The organism is Streptomyces sp. SID8352 (assembly GCF_009862265.1).
In the GTDB taxonomy this organism is placed as follows: Bacteria; Actinomycetota; Actinomycetes; order Streptomycetales; family Streptomycetaceae; genus Streptomyces.
In genome coordinates, this window is record NZ_WWGX01000077.1 from 1 (window position 1) to 22,947 (window position 22,947).

At 71.1% G+C, this 22,947-nt stretch carries 25 protein-coding genes and 3 pseudogenes; 15 read left to right on the forward strand and 13 right to left on the reverse strand.

Annotated features, from left to right (window positions below; translation table 11 throughout):
- The 7 genes and pseudogenes from GTY84_RS23695 to GTY84_RS23725 all read left to right on the forward strand — a co-directional run.
- Positions 1-471: pseudogene (locus tag GTY84_RS23695) on the forward strand (hypothetical protein); the annotation flags it as partial.
- Between the two features lie 286 nt (positions 472-757).
- Positions 758-1,321, forward strand: coding sequence for a DUF5819 family protein (locus tag GTY84_RS23700; protein WP_161228410.1), 564 nt, complete (start codon positions 758-760; stop codon positions 1,319-1,321).
- Positions 1,311-2,522 carry an HTTM domain-containing protein gene (locus GTY84_RS23705; protein WP_161228411.1) on the forward strand — a complete coding sequence of 404 codons (1,212 nt, stop codon included), beginning with the start codon at positions 1,311-1,313 and terminating at the stop codon, positions 2,520-2,522. Before GTY84_RS23700 ends, GTY84_RS23705 begins: the two co-directional genes overlap by 11 nt.
- Before the next feature lie 319 nt (positions 2,523-2,841).
- Positions 2,842-3,435, forward strand: coding sequence for a DUF5994 family protein (locus tag GTY84_RS23710; RefSeq protein WP_237532579.1), 594 nt, complete (start codon positions 2,842-2,844; stop codon positions 3,433-3,435).
- 333 nt (positions 3,436-3,768) lie between these two features.
- Complete coding sequence (locus GTY84_RS23715) at positions 3,769-4,155, forward strand: STAS domain-containing protein (protein WP_161228412.1); 387 nt, start codon at positions 3,769-3,771, stop codon at positions 4,153-4,155.
- A 363-nt stretch (positions 4,156-4,518) separates the two neighbouring features.
- On the forward strand, positions 4,519-6,813 hold the full coding sequence (locus GTY84_RS23720; protein WP_161228413.1) for a helix-turn-helix transcriptional regulator: 2,295 nt from the start codon (positions 4,519-4,521) through the stop codon (positions 6,811-6,813).
- A gap of 3 nt (positions 6,814-6,816) precedes the next feature.
- Positions 6,817-7,374: an XRE family transcriptional regulator gene (locus GTY84_RS23725; protein ID WP_345943508.1), complete on the forward strand. Its 558-nt coding sequence runs from the start codon at positions 6,817-6,819 to the stop codon at positions 7,372-7,374.
- A gap of 71 nt (positions 7,375-7,445) precedes the next feature.
- Here GTY84_RS23725 and GTY84_RS23730 read toward each other — a convergent pair whose 3' ends face one another.
- Positions 7,446-8,756: an ATP-binding protein gene (locus tag GTY84_RS23730; protein ID WP_161228414.1), complete on the reverse strand. Its 1,311-nt coding sequence runs from the start codon at positions 8,754-8,756 to the stop codon at positions 7,446-7,448.
- Between the two features lie 61 nt (positions 8,757-8,817).
- On the opposite strand from GTY84_RS23730, the gene GTY84_RS23735 reads away from it, so the two are divergent.
- Positions 8,818-9,009: a hypothetical protein gene (locus GTY84_RS23735; protein ID WP_237532581.1), complete on the forward strand. Its 192-nt coding sequence runs from the start codon at positions 8,818-8,820 to the stop codon at positions 9,007-9,009.
- A gap of 69 nt (positions 9,010-9,078) precedes the next feature.
- Here GTY84_RS23735 and GTY84_RS23740 read toward each other — a convergent pair whose 3' ends face one another.
- The gene (locus tag GTY84_RS23740) at positions 9,079-9,573 is read right to left on the reverse strand and encodes a hypothetical protein (protein WP_161228415.1); all 495 of its coding nucleotides are present in this window, start codon (positions 9,571-9,573) and stop codon (positions 9,079-9,081) included.
- 72 nt (positions 9,574-9,645) lie between these two features.
- Entirely contained in the window at positions 9,646-9,861 is a 216-nt protein-coding gene (locus GTY84_RS23745; protein WP_161228416.1) for a hypothetical protein, read from the reverse strand.
- A 224-nt stretch (positions 9,862-10,085) separates the two neighbouring features.
- On the opposite strand from GTY84_RS23745, the pseudogene GTY84_RS23750 reads away from it, so the two are divergent.
- Positions 10,086-11,061: pseudogene (locus GTY84_RS23750) on the forward strand (site-specific integrase).
- A gap of 46 nt (positions 11,062-11,107) precedes the next feature.
- On the opposite strand, the gene GTY84_RS23755 reads toward GTY84_RS23750, so the two are convergent.
- Positions 11,108-11,503 carry a hypothetical protein gene (locus GTY84_RS23755; RefSeq protein WP_161228417.1) on the reverse strand — a complete coding sequence of 132 codons (396 nt, stop codon included), beginning with the start codon at positions 11,501-11,503 and terminating at the stop codon, positions 11,108-11,110.
- 48 nt (positions 11,504-11,551) lie between these two features.
- Here GTY84_RS23755 and GTY84_RS23760 point away from each other — a divergent pair, with 48 nt between their 5' ends.
- On the forward strand, positions 11,552-11,995 hold the full coding sequence (locus GTY84_RS23760) for a hypothetical protein (protein ID WP_161228418.1): 444 nt from the start codon (positions 11,552-11,554) through the stop codon (positions 11,993-11,995).
- Between the two features lie 20 nt (positions 11,996-12,015).
- Here the strand turns inward: GTY84_RS23760 and GTY84_RS23765 are convergent.
- The 3 genes and pseudogenes from GTY84_RS23765 to GTY84_RS23775 form a co-directional block, all read right to left on the reverse strand.
- Positions 12,016-15,052: pseudogene (locus GTY84_RS23765) on the reverse strand (Tn3 family transposase).
- A 105-nt stretch (positions 15,053-15,157) separates the two neighbouring features.
- Positions 15,158-15,412 (reverse strand): hypothetical protein, encoded by a 255-nt coding sequence (locus GTY84_RS23770; protein ID WP_161228419.1) that lies wholly within the window; start codon positions 15,410-15,412, stop codon positions 15,158-15,160.
- A 131-nt stretch (positions 15,413-15,543) separates the two neighbouring features.
- The gene (locus GTY84_RS23775; protein WP_237532586.1) at positions 15,544-16,068 is read right to left on the reverse strand and encodes a DUF6233 domain-containing protein; all 525 of its coding nucleotides are present in this window, start codon (positions 16,066-16,068) and stop codon (positions 15,544-15,546) included.
- An 89-nt stretch (positions 16,069-16,157) separates the two neighbouring features.
- On the opposite strand from GTY84_RS23775, the gene GTY84_RS23780 reads away from it, so the two are divergent.
- The 5 genes from GTY84_RS23780 (at position 16,158) to GTY84_RS23800 (ending at position 18,679) form a co-directional block, all read left to right on the forward strand.
- Positions 16,158-16,760 (forward strand): HTH domain-containing protein, encoded by a 603-nt coding sequence (locus tag GTY84_RS23780; protein ID WP_345943509.1) that lies wholly within the window; start codon positions 16,158-16,160, stop codon positions 16,758-16,760.
- Between the two features lie 102 nt (positions 16,761-16,862).
- The gene (locus tag GTY84_RS23785) at positions 16,863-17,633 is read left to right on the forward strand and encodes a hypothetical protein (protein ID WP_161228420.1); all 771 of its coding nucleotides are present in this window, start codon (positions 16,863-16,865) and stop codon (positions 17,631-17,633) included.
- Positions 17,630-17,893 (forward strand): hypothetical protein, encoded by a 264-nt coding sequence (locus GTY84_RS23790; RefSeq protein ID WP_161228421.1) that lies wholly within the window; start codon positions 17,630-17,632, stop codon positions 17,891-17,893. The genes GTY84_RS23785 and GTY84_RS23790 overlap by 4 nt, the downstream gene beginning before the upstream one ends.
- Before the next feature lie 308 nt (positions 17,894-18,201).
- Positions 18,202-18,432 carry a hypothetical protein gene (locus tag GTY84_RS23795; RefSeq protein ID WP_037664301.1) on the forward strand — a complete coding sequence of 77 codons (231 nt, stop codon included), beginning with the start codon at positions 18,202-18,204 and terminating at the stop codon, positions 18,430-18,432.
- The gene (locus GTY84_RS23800) at positions 18,422-18,679 is read left to right on the forward strand and encodes a hypothetical protein (protein WP_161228422.1); all 258 of its coding nucleotides are present in this window, start codon (positions 18,422-18,424) and stop codon (positions 18,677-18,679) included. The genes GTY84_RS23795 and GTY84_RS23800 overlap by 11 nt, the downstream gene beginning before the upstream one ends.
- Before the next feature lie 192 nt (positions 18,680-18,871).
- Here GTY84_RS23800 and GTY84_RS23805 read toward each other — a convergent pair whose 3' ends face one another.
- The 6 genes from GTY84_RS23805 to GTY84_RS35045 all read right to left on the reverse strand — a co-directional run bounded on the left by GTY84_RS23805 (position 18,872) and on the right by GTY84_RS35045 (position 21,952).
- On the reverse strand, positions 18,872-19,258 hold the full coding sequence (locus tag GTY84_RS23805) for a hypothetical protein (protein ID WP_161228423.1): 387 nt from the start codon (positions 19,256-19,258) through the stop codon (positions 18,872-18,874).
- A gap of 37 nt (positions 19,259-19,295) precedes the next feature.
- Positions 19,296-19,736, reverse strand: coding sequence for an RNase adapter RapZ (locus GTY84_RS23810; protein ID WP_161228424.1), 441 nt, complete (start codon positions 19,734-19,736; stop codon positions 19,296-19,298).
- A 40-nt stretch (positions 19,737-19,776) separates the two neighbouring features.
- A complete protein-coding gene (locus GTY84_RS23815; protein ID WP_161228425.1) occupies positions 19,777-20,130 on the reverse strand; it encodes a hypothetical protein in 354 nt (117 codons plus the stop codon).
- A gap of 116 nt (positions 20,131-20,246) precedes the next feature.
- A complete protein-coding gene (locus tag GTY84_RS23820; protein ID WP_161228426.1) occupies positions 20,247-20,729 on the reverse strand; it encodes a hypothetical protein in 483 nt (160 codons plus the stop codon).
- Positions 20,730-20,945: 216 nt separating this feature from the next.
- Positions 20,946-21,341 (reverse strand): hypothetical protein, encoded by a 396-nt coding sequence (locus GTY84_RS23825; RefSeq protein WP_161228427.1) that lies wholly within the window; start codon positions 21,339-21,341, stop codon positions 20,946-20,948.
- Entirely contained in the window at positions 21,335-21,952 is a 618-nt protein-coding gene (locus GTY84_RS35045; RefSeq protein WP_161228428.1) for a replication/maintenance protein RepL, read from the reverse strand. Before GTY84_RS35045 ends, GTY84_RS23825 begins: the two co-directional genes overlap by 7 nt.
- Positions 21,953-22,947: the final 995 nt, after the last annotated feature.

Consider the following 22,947-nt stretch of genomic DNA (forward strand, 5'->3'; position numbering starts at 1 on the left):
ACCGGTACCACCACCGGTACCACCACCGGCACCACCACCGGCACCACCACCGGTCTAATCGGTGGAGGCTTGGTCAGCGGCGGCCTGGTCAGCGGCGGTCTCCTGGGCGGGCCGAGCGTCAACGTGACGGCAGGCGCGACCACCGGGAACACGTCGGGCAACACCGCGGGCAACAACGTCACCACAGGCAACACTTCGGGCAACACCGTCGGAAACACCGCGGGTCAGCACGGTGGCAGCCAACCCGGTGAACACCACGGCAAGGCGGATGAGCACGGCGGACCGGACCACGGTGCCGGGCATGACGACCACGGCAAGCAGGGCGAGGAACATCAGGGCGCGCCGGGCAAGCCGGACCACGGCCATGGTGATCGGCCGGACGACAACAACGGTCATGGCTACGGCGACTTCGGCAATTACGGCTACGGCGACGCACCGAAGTCCGACGGTCAGGAAGGCCACGAAAGCTAGTCGGCAGGTTGCAAGTCCATACACCGGATGACGGTGTGCGGCGGGATCCCTCAATTCCGCCGCACACCGCCGATGCCGGTCCGCGGAAACCCTCGGACGCCAGGCAGCGAACACAGCGAAGGCAAGGTGGGCGGTGTCGAGCGGAACTGATTCAGCACACGTAAGGGAATACCGACGGACCGATGCCGGCCCGCTGCCGGGGGAGCGGCGAAAGGACGCCGACCCGCCCCGCGGGCGGTCCCGTGGTGCCAGGGCCCTGAGAGCGGCGCTGCACACCGCCGTCCTCATGTGCGTGGTGACGACCCTGGTTCATCTGGGTGCCGTCTTTCTCCATGTGACGCCTCCCAACCCCGTCTCGCAACGGTACAGCCGCCAGGTCGATGCGTGGGTGTACCCAATTTTCGAACAGAACTGGCGGCTTTTCGCCCCCAATCCTGACTCCGTCAATCACAGGGTGTGGGCGAGGGCCGCGCACACCGGGCACGACGGCTCGACGCGGGTCAGCCCCTGGATCAACCTGACTGCCCTGGATCGTGCCGCCGTCGAACACGACCCGTTTCCCAGCCACACGGCTCAGAACCTCCTGCGCCGTGCCTGGACCTCCTACGTCGACACACACGGCGCCGACGACACGGCACGCTCGCCGCGGGCCGCGATGATGCAGAAGTACCTGAGCAACATCGCCGCGGACCGCGTCGCCGGTCACCACGGAGGCATGTTCGAGTTCATCCAGCTCCGGGTCGTCACAGCACCCGTCGCCGCGCCCGGCACGTCGGCCGGGCGGCGGCCGCCCACGCCGGTGGAGAACCGGCTCCTGCCCTGGTGGAAGGTGACCCCCCATGGGAAATGAGCAGGTCCGCGAACTCCCGGCCACCACGGCCGTACCTGGCGGGTCCGTGGGCGGGGCATGGGTCCCCGCCGCCATCCACCGTCTGCTCCTCGCACGGACCAAGGGCGTCTGGGACCTTCTCACCGGCAGACCGCTGTCCCTGTACGCCACGTCGGTTCTGCGGATCGGGTACGGGCTGCTCTACCTGGTCTTCCTCCTGCGGGAGTTCCCCCACCGGTACGAAATCTGGGGTCCCGGCTCCCCATGGACACCCGCACTGGCGGCACAGCTCTTCGACCAGACAGGCTGGTGGAGCTTCCTGCTCCTGTCGGACAGCCGTGCCTACTTCGAACTCTGCTATGTGCTGGCCCTCTTGACGTCCGCGCTCTTCATGCTGGGCTGGCGGACCCGGGCCACGTCCGTGCTGTTCGCCGCAGTGGTGGTCTCCTTCCACGCCAGGGCGATCTTCATGACAGACGGGGGCGACAATCTCCTGCTCCTGATGGCCCTCTACCTGGTGCTCACCGCGTGCGGTCGGCGCTGGTCCCTGGACGCACGCCGAGAGCGGATCAAGGCGACGCGCACGAACGGTGCGCGGACGCGGAGCGTTGTCGCGGAGGACCTGCGTGCGGCCCACCGGACGCTGGTCACCGTGGTGCACAACTGCGGCGTCCTCGTGATCGCGGTGCAGGTCTGCTTCCTGTACGGATCAGCCGGTCTGTACAAGGTCCAGGGCTCGTTCTGGGGCGACGGCACCGCCCTGCACTACGTGCTGAACCTGGAGCTCTTCCAGCCGTGGTCCGAACTCTCCCACGCCATGGACCGGTATCCGCTCGCGATGGCGGTCGTCGGCTACCTGACCGTTCTCACCCAGGTCGCCTTTCCGTTCGTGCTCTTCGGCCGGCTCAAGTACCCCGTCCTGGCCGTGCTGCTGGGCATGCACGTCGCCATCGCCGTGGTTCTCGGACTGCCGCTCTTCTCTGGCACGATGATCGTCGCGGACGCAGTGTTCCTCCCGGACCGCTTCTACACATTCCTGCCTCACCTCCTTCGGCGCAGTGCCAGCCGAGGCAAAGTGCCGGCGCCAGGGCAGGGAACAGGGCTCGGGTCCGTCCCCCAGCAGGGCGGCCGCCCGGACGGCCGGGAGGAGTACAGGCCGGTGTCACGCCCGGCGAGCGGTCACGCCGGTCCGCCACCGTCCGGCCCAACGGTGGCACAGTAGAAGCCGCGCGGACCCGCGATCACGAAGCAACCGCCCAACTGGTGAACGCTCCTCGCACAACAGCGACCCCCCGCGCACCGGGGGCGCAGGACCGGAACCCGGAACACAGTCCCAGGGACTCCGGTTACGCGCTGAGACAGTGCGGGAGATACCCGCCGGTACTCCACATCCGTGCGGCCGGCGCTCCGCGCCGCAGCGCAACTCGGAGTAGTGTGGACAGTACCGAGGGCATCCCGCACACCGGCTTCCATGCCGGGTCGTCCCCGGCGAAAGATGATCTCGGGCCGCCGCGGAGGCGGCTCGGAGACAGGTCCGCATCATGCCGGCGACCTTGCTTCCCACCCTGCCGCACGCCGAGCCCGTCGCAGCCCCGGCCGCGCGTCTCGCACTGAAGACCGACGGCACCTCCCGGGGACTCCTGGACGGATCCTGGTGGCCTTGGTCCCGGGATCTGCAGAGCGAACTGCCCGCGCTCACGGACGTGTTGGATCCCCTCTGGGGCCGCATCACCCGCATCGCTGTCAACCCTGAGCACTGGCCGGTCATCCCCCGCAAGATTCCCGTGAGCGGGCACATCGTCAAGGTCGGCTGGTTCACCCCGGAGATCGACCCGCACAAGCTGCTGCTCTCCTACGGCACCGACCGCTTCGATCTCCTCGTCGTCCCGCCCGAGACCGGAGCGGAGTCCGCGGCCCGGCTGATGGCAGCCGCGTCCGAGTACGAGGGCCCGCACCTGACCGCGAGCGCGCTGATCGCCGCGGAGGAAGCCCGGCAGGGTGTCTCGGTCGCCGGCCACCCACTGGGACCGGAGGAGGCGTGGGAGTACGAGGGCGGCGCCTCGGCGGTGTCCGCAGCCGCTCCCGGACGGACTGGCCCACCGGGGCCGGCCAGCCGGCTCATCATTGGTATGTGAGGTGGCCGCCATGAGCACCTTCGTGACAGCCACCGCCTTCCTGGTCCTCGTCGCAGTGGCGGCGTACATGATCCACCGGCTCGACCTCCAGCACTCCGACAGGATCTCCGCGTACCGGTACAGCGCCCCCCGGCCCGGCCGCCGCCTGCCGCAGGCGTACCACACACCACAGGTGATCATCCGAGCTCCCCTCCGGCCACCCGGCCGCGCCTCGGAACCGTCGGCTCCGCCCGCAGCGACGCGAACCGGCGTAACAACCGGGCCCCGGACCGGGCGGGGCACGGCCAGGACCCCCGGACCGGGGCATCTGAGCAACTTCCGAACCGAGGCACCATGACTCTTCCACGGCTGAACATCTACCGGCACGACCGGGACAGGCGGGCACTGGTCACCCTGGCGGGTGTAATCGACCCCGCCACCGCGCCCCAGGTGCGCGCCGCTCTGGAGCGGTGCCTGCAGGACGGCATCGCCCTCATCGACGTCGATCTGACCACCGTCGACCGCTGTGACAGCAGCGGCCTGCGCGTCTTCCTCGACGTGTCACGGCACGCCACCGAGACCCATGCCTCCCTGCGGCTGCACCACCCCTGCCCGCAGACCGAACGACTGCTCACGGACACGGGCTCCGCCCGTCTGCTCCGTGCGAACAGGCCCGGAGGGGCGCGGCCTCAGCGCGCCGGGCGCCGAGGAGATCGCCACACGGAGCGGTCCGCCAGGTAGAGCAGATCGGCGATGAGGAGCAATACACCGGCGGAGGTCAGACAGAGCGTGCCGGCGACGCCGGCCCTGCTGCCGATCGGAGCGACTGCGGCGACAAGCACGCTCAGGAATAGGGCCATGGCGGGAATGCCTCCGCCACCCAGCTCCGCCTGATCAGCGCCCGCATCATCGCTGCGGCCAACGATCGGCCGACACCAACGCCGTGCCCGGCGTCCGGGTCCTGGTCGTCGGGGCCGCCCCGGCCCCCGGCCCACCGCGGAGACAACGGCCACCGCCCCGAACGCCCTGCGTGCGCACTAAATACGGAAAACGTACGCGGTTCGTACGTTTCATGAGGTAGGGTGTTGGTCAGGAGGTGCTTTCATGTCCGAGTTGTTCGACGCGGTCGACGCACTGCTCGCGTCCCGTGCCGTGCTGCCGCCGCCGACGGAGCGCAAGCGGCTGCGTGCCGCGCACGGCCTGACGATCGATGAGGTGGCCACCGCGCTGAAGGTGCGCCGGGCCACGGTGTCCGGCTGGGAGGCCGGCAAGACCGAGCCCCGCCCGCCGGAGCGCGACGCCTACGCCCGGCTGCTCGACGGTCTCGCCAAGCTCTACCCCGCCCCGGCGGGCACGGCCGCGCCCGTCCCTGATGCCCCGGCTCCGGCCACGTTCACCGCCGCGCCCGCTCCGGCGGAAGCGCGAACTCTGTCCACAGGGCAGGCCGCTGAGGCTGTGCCCATGACTGAACCCGAGAACCCCCAGAAGCACACCCAGCACTCTGCCCCCGCCCCCGCCCCGGCGGCCGAAGCACCGGCGCCCCCGGCCCCCGCTGCTGCCGTACGCCCGGCGCTCGCCGCGAAGCCCGCCGCGTCCTCGCGGCGCCCGGGCGCGAAGAAGGCGGTGCCGAAGAAGACCACGGCATCGGCGGCCGCCGTCGACCCGCGCTTCGAGAACGGCCCGCTCGCGGTGATCGACGCCGACGCCGACGGGCAGGTGTCGGCGTACTGCATCGGCGGCCTGGTCCTGGACGTGCCCGCCAAGACGATCCCCGCGCTGGTCGACTGGACGCTGACCGAAGCCCGGCTCGGGCAGGCCCGCCTGCACCGCAACGGCCGCGACGCCGACCCGATCCTCGTCCTGACCGCGTCCGCGCTGGAGCGCTTCGGCCTGCCGGTCGCCCTGTCGGAGGAGGAGCGGCACGCGGGCCGGATCCCGGCCGGTCACAAGGTGGTCAAGCAGATCGAGCGCGCGGGCCTGCAGATGACCCAGCGGGGCTTCGGCCCGTGGGCCCGGCTCTACCGCGACCCCGAGGGCTCCCGGCGGCGCTGCGTCCAGCTGTGCGTCCTGCCCTGGCACGCCCTGGACGTCCGTGAGTGGGGGCGCAAGGACGACCCGGAGCTGCTGCTGACGATGCACCCGGCCGACCTGGTCCAGTACCTCGGGCTGTACGCGGCCCGGGTGATGACGCCGCGCGGCTCCACCGCGACGACCGGCCTGGAGCTCATGACCGCGCTGCGCCCGCCGACCCGCGCGGAGAAGAACCCGGCGACCGGCGAGTTCGAGCGGGCGTACAACGAGGACGCGCTCACCCGGCTCTACCCGGTGGTGCCGTGCGAGGTCCCCGACGAACACCCGATCCTCAAGGGCCAGTTCGCCCGGCACCACCTGCGCACCCCGGCAGAGATGCTGATGGAGGAGCCCTACGACTGGTGCCGGCCGCTGACCGATGAGAAGTGCGCCAACCCGTACCTGGTCGTCGTCGACCTCAACATGTCCTTCGCCGCGGCCGCGAACGGCCTCGCGGTCGGGCTGAACGGGCCGACCCACCTGGAGAACAACCCGGCCTTCGACCCGGCGCTGCCCGGCTCCTGGCTGGTCGACCTCTCCCACGTCGACCTGTCCCGCGTACGGGTCAACGGCCGCACCGTCGACGGCGACCGGCTCCCCTCGCCGTTCACGCCGACCGGCGAGCGCCCCACCGGCCCGGCCTGGTACGCCACGCCGACCGTCGCCTACGCGGTGGAGCTCGGCTTCGACGTCGCGCCGATCGAGGCGTACGTGCGCACACAGAAGGGCCGCTACCTGGACTCCTGGTACAAGCGGCTGCGCGACGCGTACGTCGACACGATGGCCGACATGGGCGTCACCACCGGCCTCACCGAGAGCGAGTTCCTCGAGGCGATGGCGCGGCGCAAGGAGACCGACCCGACGATGGCGCTGCTGGAGACCGCGATCAAGGCGACCGCGAAGGGCGCGATTGGCAAGCTGCGCCAGCGCTCGCGGGGGCAGGTGCCGTACTACGAGCCGTACCCGGCGCTGGAGCGGGTGAACTGGCGCCCGGACATCCGGGCCGCCGTGCTCGCGAACCAGCGGGTGGGCCTGCACCGCAAGCTGATGAAGACGGCGGCCACCGCCGACCTGTACCCGGTCGCGATCGGCACCGACGCCATCGTCTACCCCTCGCCGGGTCCGTCGCCGCTGGACGTCCTGCCGCACACGCCCGAGGGCAAGCCCGCGCCGGGCACGTTCCGGCTCGGGGTCTCGCCCGGGATGGTCAAGCACCAGGGCACCCAGACCGTCCTGTGGGCGGAGCAGCAGTTCGAGGAGCGCGGCGGCGTCTTCAACATCTCCAACCTGATCAAGACTGCCGACCCGACCGCCGGAGAAGGGGAGTAGACCGTGGTGGACTCACTCGGGGACAGCCTGGACCGCGCACTGGAGAAGGCGTTCACCCGCCCCGCCCCCAAGAGCGCCCAGGCCCAGATGAAGTACCTCGTCAAACAGCTCAAGGGCACCAAGGCCGTCGCCCAGGCGCTCGGCATCTCCCAGCGCACCGTGGAGCGGTACGTGACGGGCAAGCTCAAGCGGCCCCGCCAGGGCCTGCGCGCCCGTCTGGAGGGCGAGGTCAAGAAGAGGTGGCAGCCGCAGGTCCGCGCGAAGGCGAGGCAGAAGGCGGCGACCACGACCGGGCTGGTCGTCTCCACCCGCGCCCGCTTCGGCTTCGAAGCCGCCGGGGGCACGACCGACGATGCCCGGATCCGGGACATCACCCAGGCCCTGCCGCCCGAGTACGCCGACCAGCTGTTCACCGCCCGGGAGCAGGGCGCCGGCGAGGACCAGCTCCGGCAGATCGCCGCCGACGGCCTGGCCCAGATGTACTTCCGCGCCAACAACACCCGCGCCCACGGCCTGGACGTGGAGTTCACCGACGTGGAACGGCTCGACATCGACCTGTAGAACGGCCCGTGCAAAGCGCCTGGCCCCCGGCATTGGAGCTGTCGGGGACCAGGCGTTTTCCATCCTACGGACTACACCGGCGCGGTGGCCCGGTAACGCTCGACCAGGCTCTCCATGCCGGTCAGGCCAGCGTCCAGGCCGAGCTGGCGGAGCCAGTCGTCCACCTGTTCCTGGCGGTCGGTGAAGCTGCGCAGGTCCAGCGCCGGGTTGGCGCGGAAGAGGCCGCCGCCCGATGCCCCGGCCTCCGGGATCTCCTGCAGGCCGTCGAAGGCCAGGAGTTCCTTGACCTGCCCGTCCGCGACAAGGTGGAGCTCGCGCGGCTGCGCCACCAGGGCGGTGTCGATGTCGGCGATGCGGGCGATCTCCGCGACGACCGTGGGGTCGACGAAGGTCTTCAGGATCCCGTCGAACAGCTCCATCAGGTTCGGCACGGGGTAGCGGTACGCCGCCCCGGGCGTGCCCACGCTGTTGAGAGCGTCGGCGTACCGCCGGACCCGGGAGACGACGTCGACGGTGACCTTCGCCTGCACCCCCGTGGAAGAGCCGTGGATCTCGGGCAGATCGACCATGACGACGGCCTCCACGGGGTGCGGCACCGGGGAGCTGCTGATGGCCCGATACACCAGCCGGGCCTTACGGGACCTGTTGTGCCCGTGCTGGTGGAAGTCCTCGGACAAGGAGAACGACGAGTCCCCCAGGGTGCGCAGGGCGCGGGGGAAGGCCGAGCTGTTCAGGGCCTGAGCGAGGGCGGTGACGGCCTTCTCGGACAGCGGGCGCCAGGCGCCGGCTTCTCCCATCGGGAGGTTGATGCCGGTGCGCAGGATGAAGTCGGCGGTGGCCTTGCCCTCGTTGTCCCTCTCCAGATTCGGGGACATGACGCTCTGCCCCATGGGCAGCACCCTCGCCGACGGCTCCTCCCTGGCGAGCTGGAGGAGCCGGTTACGGTCGGCGGTGGCGTTGCGCCCGCTCAGCCGGATCGGTGCCTTCAGCTTCACCAGCACCGGCCGGGGCGCGACGTCGGCGTCCACCCGGATCACCACCACACTGCGCCCCGACCCGTCATCGAGGGGCACGTTGAAGAAGGCCGGCTCCCAGGGCGGATCGAGCATCGTGCTGCACCCGCTGACGATCTGGTCGATCGTCGGCTGAGCCTCGACGCCGACGATCCGCTCGACGCCCGGCTCCACCTTGTCGTTGATGCCGACCAGGATCATGCCGCCGTAGGTGTTCGCCATCGCCGCGATGGTCTGCACCAGGCCGGAGGAATACTCGCTCTTGTACTCCAGCGTCAGGCTCTCCACCTGGTCCGGACGCGCGGCAAGGGCGCGGATGCGCTCGATCGTCAGGTCCGCCGCCGACGCGGTGAACAAAGAGTTAGTCATCGCCCCATATTCCATCAACGGCCCCATCTCCACATCGAATTACCGGGTTCGGCTGGACGCGATGGCGTTCGTGAGCTGCTGCGGGCCGACGTCTTCAGCATGGCGCTCAGGGCCCTCCCAGCACACCGAAGATCAGCTCCGGCAGATCGCCGCCGAGGGCTTGGCCCAGATGTACTTCCGCGCCAACAACACCCGCGCCCACGGCCTGGACGTGGAGTTCACCGACGTGGAGCGGCTCGACATCGAGCTGTGATCACCCGCCCACGGCAGGGGCCCCGAACCGGCGCGCGGTTCGGGGCCCCTCACATATGCCGCCGCCGGGTCAGCCGGCGGCGGCCTTCTCGTCGGCGAGCTTCTTCTTGGCCTGTCGGTAGTCCTCGTACGTCACGGCGTTCAGCGCCTCGATCCGGGCGAGCGTCTCCACCGTGTCGTCCTGCTTCATCGCGGTGTCCATGAACTTCAGCAGCAGCTCCACCATCGCCTGGCTCTTCCAGTGCCGCAGTTCCGCCTCGTTCAGGAGCTCCGGGCCGCTGGCCATCATCATGTCGACCAGCCGCTCCCGGGCCCGCCACTCCCGGCGCCGACGCCACCAGCCACCGCCCGGCCGGTTCAGATCCCGCAGCTTGCGGATCTGCTCCACCATGGCCCTGATCTGCGTCTCCTGCTCGGGCGTCCACGCCTTCCCAGAGCCGTCGGCAAGCGCCTGGACGGCCTCCTGGGCGGCCTCGCTGCCGTCGCCCGCCCCGGCGCCGCACAGCTGCTCCACGGGCCTCGTGAGCGACGCTTCCGCCGCCGTGGTGTCGTCGTCTTCGGACACGCTCTCCCCTTCTCCTCGCAGAACGCGCAGCATGCCCGCCGCGCCGCGCCCCGGGCAATCCGACGGCCGGGCCTACTGGGGGTCCGGATCCGCCTCTCCGGGCACGGCCGCCGTACGACGGGAGCGCCGCCGGATGACGTCGGGCAGCTCGCGGGAGGCGGCGGCCGGGATGAAGAACAGCCCCGTCATGCCGAGCCCGGTCACGACGGCGCTCAGCAGGCCCACCGCCACCGACGGGTCGTCGACCGAGGCCACCCCGCAGAACACGGAGAAGGCGGCGACGAACACCAGCGAAGCGACGATCCAGGGGGCTGAGGAACATCCGTGTCAGATCGTGCGCTAAGCGTTCGTCGGCCCTGGTGGGCGGCTGACGGGGCGCCGGCGGTGGGACTGGTCTGAAGTTGTTCCACGGATAACGCCCTATTATCTGGGGGATCTTGATTCGTCACCTGCGGTGACGTTCTCCGGGCCATACGTGAAGTGGCCCTGTTATCCGTGGCAAGGGGGAAGCGGTGCCCACCGTCGTACAGCTGCCGGCCGGGAAGGCGTTGACCGTCCGCGCGGCGGCCGACGCCTTCCTCGACTCACTCCGCACCCCGAACACCGTCCGCAGCTACTCGACCGGGGTAGGCAAGACCGCCGAGCGGATCGGGGAGGGCCGCCCGCTGGGGTCGGTCGCGGACGACGAGATCGGCGAGGCCCTGGAGCTGCTGTGGGGCACCGCGGCGGTCAACACCTGGAACGCCCGCCGGGCAGCGGTCCTCTCGTGGCTGGGCTGGTGCGGGGAGTACGGCTACGACGGCCCGCAGGTCCCGGCCTGGGCGAAGCGGCTGGCGGTACCGGACTCCGAGACCCCGGCCCGCTCGAAGATGGCCGTGGACCGGCTCATCGCCCGCCGCGAGGTCCACCTGCGGGAGAAGACGCTGTGGCGGATGCTCTACGAGACCTGCGCCCGCGCGGAGGAGATCCTGGGCGTCAAACATCGAGGACCTGGACCTCGCCGCCCGCCGCTGCCCGGTCAAGGCCAAGGGCGCCCGGAGCAAGGCCCGCCGGCGCGGGCAGGCCCGGGAGGACTTCGTGCTGGAGACCGTCTACTGGGACGCGGGCACCGCCCGGCTTCTGCCCCGCCTGCTCAAGGGCCGCACCCGGGGCCCGGTCTTCGTCACCCACCGCCGCCCGGGGCCGGGGAAGGTCGTCAGCCCGCGCGACGTGTGCCCGGACACCGGCCTGGCCCGCCTCTCCTATGGCCAGGCCCGCGCCCTCCTCGATGAGCACACCGCCGTACGCGGGCCGGGAACCGGCTGGGACCTGCACGAGTACCGCCATTCTGGGCTGACCGAACTCGGCGTACAGGGCGCCTCCCTGCTGATGCTGATGGCGAAGTCCCGGCATAAGAAGCCGGAGAACGTCCGCCGCTACTTCAAGCCCTCACACGAGGCGATCTCCGAGCTGACCAGCCTTCTCGCGCCGGGAGACAGCAGACGTTGAGGCGAACGACCCGGCGCGCCGGGCGACGCCGCCGCCCGGCATGTCCTCACCGGTCCGTTGGCTTCTCCCCAAGCGCGGCCAGCTCGCTCACGGCCAGGTGCTCGAAGCCGGACACGGGGCGTTCCGCGTACTTCTTGAAGAACTCCCAGGCCGACTGCCGGGTCATGCCGAGCGCGTGGCCAACCTCGGTCCAGGAAGCGCCCTCTCGGCGGGCTTCCCCGGTGATCCATCCGCGGCTCGCCGACATGGACTCGGCCAGCAACCGCGTTGCCGTAAGCGCCTCGAGCGCGGTCACAGGTCCCGTGCGGTCGTTGTCGTACTGCGAGATGTAGCTGTTGATGATCGAGACGAGAACGTGCATCGGGACCCCCCGCCCCTCTGTCTCGTCGGGGAAGTCGTCAAGGTAGTCGGCCAGGATCGCCTTCGCATTCATGTCCACCATGCCTGTAAGGCTAGCCTGACACTCGCCCGTCAGGCTAGCCTTACAGGCATGTCTCTGGTGACGTGGCACCGGCCCGAATTCGAGGGCCGAGAAGACGAACTGGTCAACCAAAACGCGATCGCCGAACTGACCGGCGTCACACGAGCCGCCGTCTCCAACTGGACCAGCCGCGATCCGACCTTCCCCGCCGTGGTTGCCATCCAGGGCAACCACGCCCGTGCTCCGCGCCTGTACGTTCTCACTGAGGTCAGGGCGTGGCTTTCCGAGCGGTCCTCCCGGCCACGCAGCAAGCCTTCGTGCCGTACACCGGCCCGCCCGCGCTACGAGATCCTCACCGAGCGAGCGGAGCGCGCGAAGCGGCGGATCGCCGACGAGCAGCAGCGCATGGCCTCGCTCTACACGGAACTAGGCAAGGCCGCCGAGCGGCTGAAGCGGGCCCAGGACGAGCTGGTGGCAATCAAGGCCGAGGTTGAGGAAACGCTGCGGTCATAGTTCCGGATACCGCAAGGGCCTCACTCGTCGTCGGCCGCGTGCTTGTCGCGCAGGGGCCGCAGGCCGCCGGGTAGGTCGGGGAGCTGGAAGGAGTACCGGCCCAGCACGTTGATGTGATGGCGGACGAACGGCGAGAGGCGGGCGACGTCCTCGTCGCGGACGTCGAAGCCGTCGGCGCGCAGCTGGTTCACCGCGGCGTCCATGTAGCGGGTGTTGAACAGCACGAGGGCGTTGAGGACCAGGCCGAGGGCGCCGATCTGGTCCTCCATGCCGTCCTGGTAGCGCTGGTAGAGCTGCCCGGCCCGCCCGTGGAAGATCTTCCGCGCGAGCGCGTGGCGGCCTTCCTGGAGGTTGGCCTGCACCTTGATCTGGCGCCGGTATCTGGGCTCGTCGGCCAGACGCAGGATGTGCAGGGTCTTCGCGATCCGCCCGTAGTGCGCGATCGCGTCACCGAGCGGGGTGGGCCGTCCGTCCCGCGACAGCATCCGGATCACGTCGTAGGCGCGGACGGCCCCGGTGTGGATGGAGCCGATGATCCGCAGGATGTCCTCCCAGTGCCGCTCGATCCGGGCCAGGTCGACCCGGCCGCGGGCGGCGTCCTGGAAGGCGCCGTAGTCGGCGGTGCGGTCGATGCGCCACATCTTCTGGTCGGGTAGGTCGGCGAGCTGCGGGGCGTAGGCGAACCCGGCCAGGGTCAGCAGGCCGAACACGATGTCGCTGTAGGACGCGGTGTCGGTGACGATCATCTCCGGACGGCGGCCGCCGTCACGGTCGTAGAGGACGTCCAGCACGTACAGGGAGTCGCGCGGGGTGCCGGCCACGACCTTCCCGCCCAGCCCGGCCGCCTGGTCGTTGATCATGTTCAGCCACGTGGCGCCGCCCCGGCGCCCGAAGTACTTCGGGTTCGGCCGCGCGTACACCGACGGTACGGGGACAACGAACCGCATCCCGTCCACCGAGGCCACCAGGCCACCGCCCCACGCCTGCGCGAGCGGGATGGACGCCTGGTGCTCGATGAGCGCCGCGTTCGCCGCCCGATACGTCGCCAGCCGCAGGTACGTCTGGTCCACGTGGGAGAGCCGCCCGTACTTCAGCGCGTCCGCGCCGCCCATCACCGGGGTGTAGCCGACGTTGCAGCCGTGGGCGACCAGCAGTCCGGCGATCGTGACGTGCAGGTCCTTCAGCCGGGCCTCGCCGCCGGTGACCGAGGTGAACGCCTGGTCCGCGCCGGTCCACGACATCACCTCCAGCAGCACCTCCGGCAGGTCCACCCGGGGCAGCATCGCGTTGACCGCCGCGCGCAGGTCGAGCAGGGAGGCCGGTTCGGGCTCCGGCTCCAGGGCCGCGAAGTGCAGGCGGCCGTCGTCGTCGAAGACGATCTGCGCGTTGTCCGGGACCCGGGCGGCGACCTCCCGGTAGGTGCCGTCCAGCGCCGCCCGCGCCGCCAGGTGGGCGCCCGCCTCCCCGGGCAGGTTCAGCGAGGCCAGCACGGTCGGCCTCGCCTGCTGCCACGCCTCACCGGCCAGCAGCTTCGCCCGCGGGTCACCCCACTTCGAGGAGTTCCGCGCGAAGACCTGCTTGCTGCGCAGCATCCGGTGCAGTTGCTCCAGCACGCAGAACGTGTACGCCTTCCAGTCCACTGTCCCGGGCTCCAGGTGCGGGGCGGACAGGACCAGGCGCCGCCAGGAGCCGGTGAGCAGGCCGGTGTCGATCTCGGCGGGGCCGACCTTCTTGCGGCCCATCAGCTCCGGCAGCGACAGCAGCGCTGACAGCACCGGCTCGCCCTCCGGGGTGGCGTCGAAGTCCACCACGGTGATCAGCAGCTTGAGGAACGGCCGGACGGTGCCGAACCGGTTGACCAGCATGGCTCGCCATGCTTCGTCGGCGTCGGAGCCCAGGGGCGGGGTCAGCTCGAACAGCGCGGCGATCGCCGCGGCCAGCTCGTGGCGGGGCACCACCTGCTCGATCGCGGCCCACATCCCCTCCAGGCTCTCGACCTTCGGCGGGGCGATCTCCCCGGTGTCGGTGTCGACCTGCTCGCTGGTGGTGTCGAACACGACCTGGAACGCGGTCGCCAGCTTCGCCGACGCCCGCTCCACCCGTGGCAGCGTCTTCAGCTTCTCCTTCGCGCTCTCCCGCTCCGCCCTCGCCAGCAGCTTCGTCGCGATCAGCACCTCCAGCAGGTCCAGCGCGTCGTCCACCGCCCGCGCCGTCAGGTAGACGGTGGTGGCCAGCAGCGTCGCCAGCCGCCGCGTCGGAGTGCCGGCGCAGCAGCGAAGCCTTCCCGTCCACCCCGTACCGCGACAGCTCCGCCAGCCGCCGGGGCGGTATCGCCGACACGTCCACGGCGCCCATCCCGAGCGCGGCGATCTCCTCCGCCCGCTCCAGCGCCCGCTTCATCTGCGGGCCCGAGACCCGCACCGGCCCCCGGCGCAGTCGGTCCAGCTCCGAGACCCGCTCACCAGGCGGCACCGTCAGTAGGGAGTCCAGCACCGCCCGCTGTCCCACGCCGAGCATCCCGTACAGGGTGTCCCACAGCCGCTGGTTCGCCGCCTCCCGCACCGACCCCACCAGCCGGGCCAGACGGCTCACTCCCGGCAGCAGCACCCGGCCCTCGCGCAGCCACCCGGCCGCCGCGTCGAACAACGCCTTCGGCCCGTCGCCCGTCGTCCACGCCCGCGCATCGAGCCACTCCGCCAGCTCCTCGCGGACCTCGGCGAAGTCCCGCCAGCCCCCGGCCCCCTGGATCTCCCCGGCGTGCGTACGGGCCGTACCGTCCCGCTCGCCGTACAGCTTCAGGCACGAGGCGTCCTCGATCTCCAACTGCCCGGCCAGGTACTCCGCCACCTCCGCCGGCACCTGCCGCGGGTCCGGCATGAACCGGCCCAGGAACCGCACGCTCGTCAGCTGGACCGCGTACCCGAGCCGGTTGTGCGACCGCCGCTTGGCCTGCACCGCCTCCCGGTCCGCGTCGTCCAGAAAGAAGTACCGCTCCAGCTCCGCCCGCGAGGGCGCCTCGTGGAACGACCCGTACCGGGCCGCCTGCTCATCCGTCAGGAACTCGACCGCCACAACAACACTCCGAAGATCGACAACAGCGACCCACGAAGACTCTGACGCTCAATCACCCCAGGTCAAAGCACCAAACCACCCGGCGAACCCTTAGCGCACGATCTGACACGGATGTTCCTCAGCCCCCATCCACCGCTCCCGCAGCGCCGACCGGGTGCCGGCCACCACGCTCAGCCACCAGGCCCAGCCCGCCATCACGCAGAACAGCACGGCCGCCGGCGGCAGCAGCACCGGCGGCGCCCACCGCGCGACGTCGCCGCGGGGCAGCTCCTGCCCGGTCAGGTAGCCGACCTCGACCAGCCACACCAGGTACACCGGCACCTCGATCGCGATGACCACCCACATCAAGACCCGCAGCTCCCGTAACGCGCGGCGCTCGCCCATCCCTTGGCCCTCCCCCTCGATCATCAAGTCCAGGGGAACGTAGCGGCCCGGCGCTGGCACCCACCAGGGCGCGTCACCCGCACGGGTGGAGATCAGCCGCCCTCGATGTGGTCGAAGCCGCGCAGCACGGGGTCCAGCTCCTGCGCTGCGCCGCACAGAGAGCACAGTCGGGTGCCGGGCTGCTCCGCGACGTCCAGCGCCCGCTCCAGGGGCAGCAGCGGTGCGCCCTGCGGGGCCTCTTCACAGTCGACGGCGTGCAGCACGGCGCGGCCGGGCCCGCGGCCGCCGGCCTTCTGCAGCACCCAGCCCGAGCGCCGGCGGGGTCCCAACACCTGGCGCACCGTCGACGGCGGCGGCAGGCGCTCGGTGGGCACGGTGTCGTAGGAGACGCCGTCGACCGGCCGGACGTGCTCGGGGGCCCGCACCCACACCCGGTACTCCGCGGCCTGGACGTCGCTGTCCTCGGTGTTGCGGTACGCGGGCAGGCCCACCTGGTACAGCCAGCCGCGCGGCGTCTCGCGCCGGGCCCACAGCCGGGCGGTGACCTCCTGGCCGTCCGGCAGGAGCACCACCACTGGCATGGGGGCGGCCGGGCCGTCCGAGGGCGTCGTCGTCATGCCGTCCACGGTAGGCAGGCCCGGCCGCGACCCGGCGGTCCGCCGGGCGTCGGCCTCTGTCCACAGGGCTGCGGCGGTGAGCTACCCCCGTGACCGAAGAAGAGAAGGCAGAGAAGGCAGCGCAGGCGGCCAAGACGCGTGCCAGGTTCATGGAGGGCCTCGCCCGCGTGGAGCGCACCCTGTTCACCCGCCCCGCGCCGAAATCCGCGCGAGCCCAGATGAAATTTCTTCGCAAGCGGGAGAAGGGCTCCACCAAGAGCCTGGCGGAGCGCCTGGGCGTCTCCCGCAAGACGGTGCAGCGCTACCTCTCGGGGGCCTCCACCAAGCCGAACAAGCGCCTTCAGGAGGCATTGATCCAAGAGACCGAGTCGGAGTGGCAACCGCAGGTCAAAGCACGTGTGAGGCAGCACGCGAGTACCTCGGGAGGGCTCGTCATCAGCTTCCGGGCCACCCTCGGCTTCACCGCGAACGGGTCCTCGGACGACGACCGGGTGCGGGATCTCAGCATCGCCGTGTCGCCCTCCCACGCGGCCCTCATCCTCGCCGCGCTGGAGGAGGGTGCGACGGACTCAGCTCTACATGATGCCGTCGCTGAGGCCATAGCGGACGCCTATTTCCGTCAAGGCGGTGGAGGACGAGCGAGTCTGAAGGTGAACTTCACGGACGTCCAGCGGCTGGATATAGCGTTTTAGCAGCGCGGAATCCGAGCGTGCTGTAGACCTGTGTGACCGGTCCGTCCAAGCACTTTTCCGAGCAGGCCATCATTTCTGTATCCGAGGTGAAAGCGAGTCCTGATGAACACGTCCGACGGGTGGCGGCCGCGCCGTGTCCCCGAGGCCCGCGGCCGCGTCGGCGGCCCGCGCACGCCGATCGACTACGCGAAGGTCGGCCGGTCCTCGGTACGCCGCCGCGCGCGGGGCATGACGCACAGCGAGGCGGTGGCCGGGCTCGAAGGGGCGGAACAGCAGGCGCACCTGGAGCGCCGCGACGAATCCGCCTTCGACGACGGCGGCCGCCGTGCTGCGGAGCTCGCGGAGTGGCAGCGCGTCGTGCAGCTGCTCGCCGTGACCGGCGGTCCGTACGACCCGGACGTCGACGTCGTCGTCCAGGAGGAGCTCGCCGAAGACCGGCGCCGCGAGGAAGCCGAGCAGCAGCACCGCCAGGAGCAGCAGCAGCTCGCCGACCGGGCGGCCGAACTGCTCGCCCTGGCCGGGTCCGGCCGACTCGACCGGACCGTGGCGAGCCGGCCGGGCGACGAAGCCGCCCGCGCCCTCCTGGACGACTACGACTACCGCGTCCTGGCGGTCGACGACTGGTTCGCCCGCGCCCTTGCCGACCGCGACGGCCACTACGCCGACCCGGCCGCCCGCGCGGCCGCCGTCGGCTCCCTGCCCGCCTCGGTGCGCGCCCGCGCTGCGCTGCTCGCCGCCCTCGCCCGCACCGGTGCCCCGGTTGACGACGGCCTCGAGTTCGTCGGCCGTCTCGCCCAGGCCGACCCGGACGCCACGACCGCGCTCGCCGCGTGGCTGGAGACCGCGGCCGCGGTGAAGGGCGGCACGGCGTGAGCGCGGCGGACGAAATGGTGGTCTGGAGCAAGCACAGCGAGATCGGCCACCACTACGAGGACCTGCTCGCCGACGGCTCGGTCATCGCCTGGACCGAGCCGCCATTCGGCGAGACGCTCTACCCCGGCGACGACGACCCCGACTACAACCCGATCTGCCACTGCCCGCTGACCCCGCGCCAGTTCTGCCTGGAGTGCGCCGGCTGCGCCGCCTGCGGGCAGTGCACCGGCCCGCACGTCTGGCCCCCGATCCAGACCTGACAACCAGTTGTCACGCTCACCGAGCGTGATAGTCAGTTGTCACGCCCCCTGTCACGCCCCCTGTCACGTTGCCGGAAGGCCGCGTGACAGCCCATCCCCGAAAGCCGATCAATTCGGACATACAGGCGCGGCAGCGTGGCACCCCACCGGCCCGTGATCACGTTCCGTGTCGGTCCGCAGTGAGCCGGGAGGGCCGGCCCCGCGCCCCGCAGAGCCCTCGCCGGTCCGGTTCGTCCGTACCGGGGTCCGGTGCCCCGCCCCGGCGATACCGTGGTGACACACGCCAGACAGAAGCCCAGGAGCCCCGGATGAGCCAGCAGCCGGCCCCCGCGCCCGCCCGCCAGCCCCTCGATGAGCACGCCGCCGAATCGGTCCTCGCGTACGCGGCCGCGGAGCGCGCCAAGACGGACGTCCTCGCCTCGGTCCTGGAGGACATCGCCGCCAACGGCTACCCCGCCCCCGAGTCCGGCGTCCCGTGGGAGACCGCCCGCGACGCCCACCTCGCCCGCCTCGCGGACGAGCAGCCCCGTGTCGCCTGAGCACGGGGCGCGCCGCTCCCAGGTCGTCATGGTGGAGCCCGCGCTCACCCAGCTCGGTAAGCTCACCGCGCACGAGACGCACCGCCTGGACCGCGCGATCGTCGCCATCAGCGTCAACCCGGAGTTGGGCACCGCGGTGCCCGGCACCCTGCTGCGCGACTACGCGGACGAGGTCGACGGCGTCCGGGTGATCTACTACGTCACCGCCCTGCGGACCATCACGATCGTGGCGTACGTCGAAGCCTGAGCAGCACACACAGCAGCGCCCCGGACCATCACGGTCCGGGGCGCTGCTGTGTCCGCTGCACGGCGGGCGGCAGGTGCCGCACGGCGAGGCCGGCGGCCGGGCGGCACACGGGTGCTGCTCGTGCAGCAGGCCGGGTGCTGCACGAGCAGCGGGGCCGTGCTGCCACCGGGCCGCTCGCCTGCTGCGCGGCGGTCAGTCGCCGTCGGTGGCCCACCGCTCCATCTCGCTCGGGTCCTTCCTCAGCAGGGTGTCGCGGCGGGACTGCGCGGTGGCCCGGGTGACGTCCATGGAGGTCGCCAGCGCGCCGTAGGAGCCGCCCCGGGCGGCGTGCTGACGTACGGCGGCGTCCCGGATGCCCTCCAGCCGGTTGATCAGCCCGTTGGACATGAGCACGGTGGTCGCGAGGTCGTCGGTGCTCGCCCCGCCGTCGCGCAGCTGCGCGAGGCCGTGCAGGACGGCACCGAGCCGCATGGCCATCTGTCCGACGTCGTCGCCCAGCGCTCGGGCGTCGGCGGCGGACAGCGGGATCGTGAGGTCGGGGACGGGGACGGGGTCGGTGTGCTCGGGCTCGGTGGTCACCGGGCTCTCCTCCTGGTGGTGCGGGACGGGGCGGGGTTCAGCGGTGCACGACGTCCTTGGCGAGGTCGCGGTGATGGACGTCGACGGCCAGGCCGCGGTCCTTGTACCGGTCGGCCAGGTCAGCGACCCGGTACGCGGCGGCGGTCTCGGTGTCGCCGGACAGGACGGCGGCGAGCGCGTCGGCCACCGTCGCGGAGCGGTGACGGCCCCCTGCACACCCGAGCCCGATGGTCAGCGGCTCGTCCTGGCGGGGCCCGGCGAGGTAGGCGTCCACGGTGGCGGCGATGGCGTGCACGAGCGCCAGGAGGCCGTCGGTGGCCATCACCGCCTCGCGTACGGGGGCGTCCCGGGCGGTGAGGTAGCGCAGCTCCGGGCGCAGGTGGGGGTCGCGGAACTGGTGGCGCATGTCGTAGCAGGCACGGGCGTCCGGCTGCGGGCCGTGCAGGTAGCCGAACGAGGTGATGGCCACGGCGGGCATCGAGGGTCCTCTCAGAGGCGGTGACGGGTGCGGGCGGGGGTCAGAGCCACTGGAAGGCGCGCCGGACGTCGCCCGCGGCCCCGGCGAGGTTGTCGGCGTGGAGCCGCACGTCGAAGTCGTACGGGTCGTCGGCCGCGTCCATCACGCGCTCGGAGGCGGCGTCGAAGACCCCGGCGAACGCCTCGTGGACACCGGCGGCCTTGAGGGCCTGGACGATGTCGTCGTGGTCGGCGCCGCCGCGCCGGACGGCGTCGGCGAGCAGGTTGAGCGCCCCGGCCGCGGCCGGGGCGAGCACGGCCAGGCCCTCGCCGACGGCGACGGTGGTGGTGGCGGTCCGTTCGACCCCCGTCTCGATGTGGCTGATCCGGGCGACGGCCTTGGACTGCTGCTTCATGAGGACTCCGATCGGGTGCGCGGTGGGCGGAGGAGGGTGGCGGTGGTGAGGGAGGAGTGCGTGCCGGAGAGCGATGACATTCGGGGCCGGCACCCGGCGGCACGGCGGCGGAGAGGTCAGGCGTGCTGGGCGAGGTAGCGGGCGGCGACGTCCACGAACTGGTCGTGGGCGACCATCGCGGCCTCCCGCGCGGCGGTCAGCTCCTCGGTGCTGCCGAAGTGGTCCCGGATCGCGTACGTCAGCGTGATCATGTGGTCGGCGGCGGTGCGCACAGCCGGGTCCGTGATCAGCACGCGCATCGCGACCAGCGGCCGGGTGACCTGGGAGCGGGTCTGGTGACTCTCCCGGCGCAGCGACTGAATCAGCTCGGCCTCGGCGCCCTCGAGGAGGGCGCCGCCGCGCGCCCACATGGTGCGGCGGTGGTCGCTGACGGCGCAGGCCAGCGCCGTGACGGCATCCAGACGGTCCCGCCGGATCGTCTCGCCGTGGTTCACGCGGACGGACCGTTCGGCGGCCCGCTCCTGGAAGCGGCCGCTGATGAGCGAGCCGAGCAGCGTGCCGACGACGGCGATGGCGGCGGTGACGAGGGCGAGTAACACGGCCGATCCTCCCGTAGGTGTATGACTTTCAATACACTGTATGGAAAATCATACACCCAGGGAAGGGGCCGCTCACGATTCTTTTCGCGGGGCTGCGACCTGCACGTTTCCCGCCTGCGGGAACCGTGTGCACCGATCTGACACACCCGGCCCACGACGCGAAGCGGCGCCGCACCCCTCGGGAGGATGCGGCGCCGCTGGCTTCGGGCTGCTCGACTACGCGGTCCGGCGCGTCGGCACTGCGGACAGGTGTCGCTGCGGGGCCGGGACCGCGGGCTCGGGCAGTTCGCCGGCGCGGATCGCCTCGACCGCGTCGCGCAGCGCCTCCTCCATCTCCTCGACGGTGGCGTACCCGGCGAAGTACGGGTGGATGAAGTAGCTGCGGTAGCGGCCCTCGGGCCGCAGGACGATGTTCCGCTCCACCAGCTGGTTCATGGCGATGGACGTGCGGTTCTTGCTGAGGCCCACCCGCGCCCGCAGTTCGGCCTGTGAGGCGTTCACCTCGCCGCCGGGACGCTGGACCTCCGACATCGCGCTGAGGAGGTCGTAGTTGGCCTTGGAGAGCTCCAGACTGTGCAGCTGCGCGTACCCGAGGGTGGCCTGGATCAGCATGCCTGCTCCTCCACATCGTTGTCGCCGAACGCCAGCTGCCGCGTACGCGGGGCCGGCGCGGCCGGGGCCGTGAACTCCGGGAAGCGCTCGCTCGCCGCCTTCTCCAGCGCCATCACATCTTCCCGCATCTCCGGGAAGTGCTTCCGGAGCGCGGCCCTGGCGTCCTGGCGCAGCTGCTCCAGGGCCTCCTGCTGGAGGTCGCCGTTGCCCTTGAAGCAGATCAGCGGGTTGACCACGATCACCGAGTTGGTCCGGCGCTGGAGCATGTGCCAGTTCTCCAGGCTGCCCAGCGCCCGGGTGACGTTCGCGCGCTCGACTCCGAGGTGCTTGGCGACCTTGATGTGCGTGATCTTCAGGCGACCCTCGACCTGGCGGCCCATGCAGAACAGCAGGACCGCCGACTGCACGGGCGACATCCCGTACCGGGCGATCAGCACGGCCAGGACGTCGGAGAGGAACGCGTTGCTGACCATGCTGTAGCCGCTGCGGCCCCAGGCGTCGTGCGGCGCCCGGTAGGTGTAGTCGACCCTGGCCGACCGCACCGGCCGACCGGCCTTCGGCGGCGTACGGTCCAGGGCCTTGGCGAAGCTGTCCGCCAGCGGCGACGTCACGGGCTCACCGCGGTCCACCGACCGCCGGCCTCTGCTGGTGGAGCGACTCGCGTCCCCGGGCACCCTGGCTCCTGCTGCTCGATCTCGTGTGGTCCCCGCGACCCTAGTCGAGATTGTCCCCGCCCAGAGGGACCTTTGTCCCTGTCGGCGTGGCCCCCTGGTGTCGACGCCGACACACCGCCTCCGAGACGCTGACGATCGAATGCGGCCCTGAGCAGGCGGAACGGAATTTGTCCCTCTCTGCGGGACCAAATCCGGTGATGGTGTGTCGCAGGAGGCACAAAACCGCAGGTCGATGTGTCAGGGCCAACACATCGCCTCCCGCAAAACCCCAGGTCAGAGGCCGTTTCCGCGTGGGGCCCTTTTATCAGTAAGACGCACACGCGCGCGCGAGGCGAGCCACCGAGGGCCTCCGCGTCCCGACGGCCACCCGCACCGAGGGCCGACCAACCGGCACCGACGGCACGCCCTACGGGCACCCCTCCGTGCGCATTCCTCATTGCCCACCCACTCGAACGCCACTCGGACCTCGACTAATCACCTACGACGCACCCATTCACAATTTCAGGCATTTCACCGGCCGTCATTACGTCCGTTACTCGGTAATCCCTCGCGGGCATTCTCTCTAATCACCTAACATGCAATCGAAGCATTCCGCGAACCGTCTTTTTCTTGGTCAGGGGTGGCGTAGCATCATTCCAGTCTTAAGCTAGCTACTATTTTTGAAGCACGCGCCCCCAGGGCTCGATCCACTGCCCCCGATCTGCGTTCGACGCCTCACCCGCTCGACTGCCCGTCACCACCCCTCCCTGTTACTGCTGCTTGTAGCCCGAGCCTCACGGGTGGGCCGCGCGGAGCGTGGCACGCCTGACCCGCACGGGAGTTGGAGGCACGCCCGGGGTGGCTGGAGCGCAGCGGAGGCCACGGGTCGGCCGGAGGTCGGCCCCGGCCCGCAACGCGGGCCGCCTGCCCTGCGGTTGGGTGGCGGGCGCGGA

What these genes read in the sequence shown, in the direction of transcription:
- GTY84_RS23700 (WP_161228410.1), top strand. Translation starts at nt 758, where the DNA reads ATGTGCGTGGTGACGACCCTGGTTCATCTGGGTGCCGTCTTTCTCCAT.
- GTY84_RS23705 (WP_161228411.1), top strand. Translation starts at nt 1,311, where the DNA reads ATGGGAAATGAGCAGGTCCGCGAACTCCCGGCCACCACGGCCGTACCT.
- GTY84_RS23710 (WP_237532579.1), top strand. Translation starts at nt 2,842, where the DNA reads ATGCCGGCGACCTTGCTTCCCACCCTGCCGCACGCCGAGCCCGTCGCA.
- GTY84_RS23715 (WP_161228412.1), top strand. Translation starts at nt 3,769, where the DNA reads ATGACTCTTCCACGGCTGAACATCTACCGGCACGACCGGGACAGGCGG.
- GTY84_RS23720 (WP_161228413.1), top strand. Translation starts at nt 4,519, where the DNA reads ATGTCCGAGTTGTTCGACGCGGTCGACGCACTGCTCGCGTCCCGTGCC.
- GTY84_RS23730 (WP_161228414.1), bottom strand. Translation starts at nt 8,756, where the DNA reads ATGACTAACTCTTTGTTCACCGCGTCGGCGGCGGACCTGACGATCGAG.
- GTY84_RS23735 (WP_237532581.1), top strand. Translation starts at nt 8,818, where the DNA reads ATGGCGTTCGTGAGCTGCTGCGGGCCGACGTCTTCAGCATGGCGCTCA.
- GTY84_RS23755 (WP_161228417.1), bottom strand. Translation starts at nt 11,503, where the DNA reads ATGGTGGACATGAATGCGAAGGCGATCCTGGCCGACTACCTTGACGAC.
- GTY84_RS23760 (WP_161228418.1), top strand. Translation starts at nt 11,552, where the DNA reads ATGTCTCTGGTGACGTGGCACCGGCCCGAATTCGAGGGCCGAGAAGAC.
- GTY84_RS23770 (WP_161228419.1), bottom strand. Translation starts at nt 15,412, where the DNA reads ATGTGGGTGGTCATCGCGATCGAGGTGCCGGTGTACCTGGTGTGGCTG.
- GTY84_RS23775 (WP_237532586.1), bottom strand. Translation starts at nt 16,068, where the DNA reads ATGACGACGACGCCCTCGGACGGCCCGGCCGCCCCCATGCCAGTGGTG.
- GTY84_RS23785 (WP_161228420.1), top strand. Translation starts at nt 16,863, where the DNA reads ATGAACACGTCCGACGGGTGGCGGCCGCGCCGTGTCCCCGAGGCCCGC.
- GTY84_RS23795 (WP_037664301.1), top strand. Translation starts at nt 18,202, where the DNA reads ATGAGCCAGCAGCCGGCCCCCGCGCCCGCCCGCCAGCCCCTCGATGAG.
- GTY84_RS23810 (WP_161228424.1), bottom strand. Translation starts at nt 19,736, where the DNA reads ATGCCCGCCGTGGCCATCACCTCGTTCGGCTACCTGCACGGCCCGCAG.
- GTY84_RS23815 (WP_161228425.1), bottom strand. Translation starts at nt 20,130, where the DNA reads ATGAAGCAGCAGTCCAAGGCCGTCGCCCGGATCAGCCACATCGAGACG.
- GTY84_RS23825 (WP_161228427.1), bottom strand. Translation starts at nt 21,341, where the DNA reads ATGCTGATCCAGGCCACCCTCGGGTACGCGCAGCTGCACAGTCTGGAG.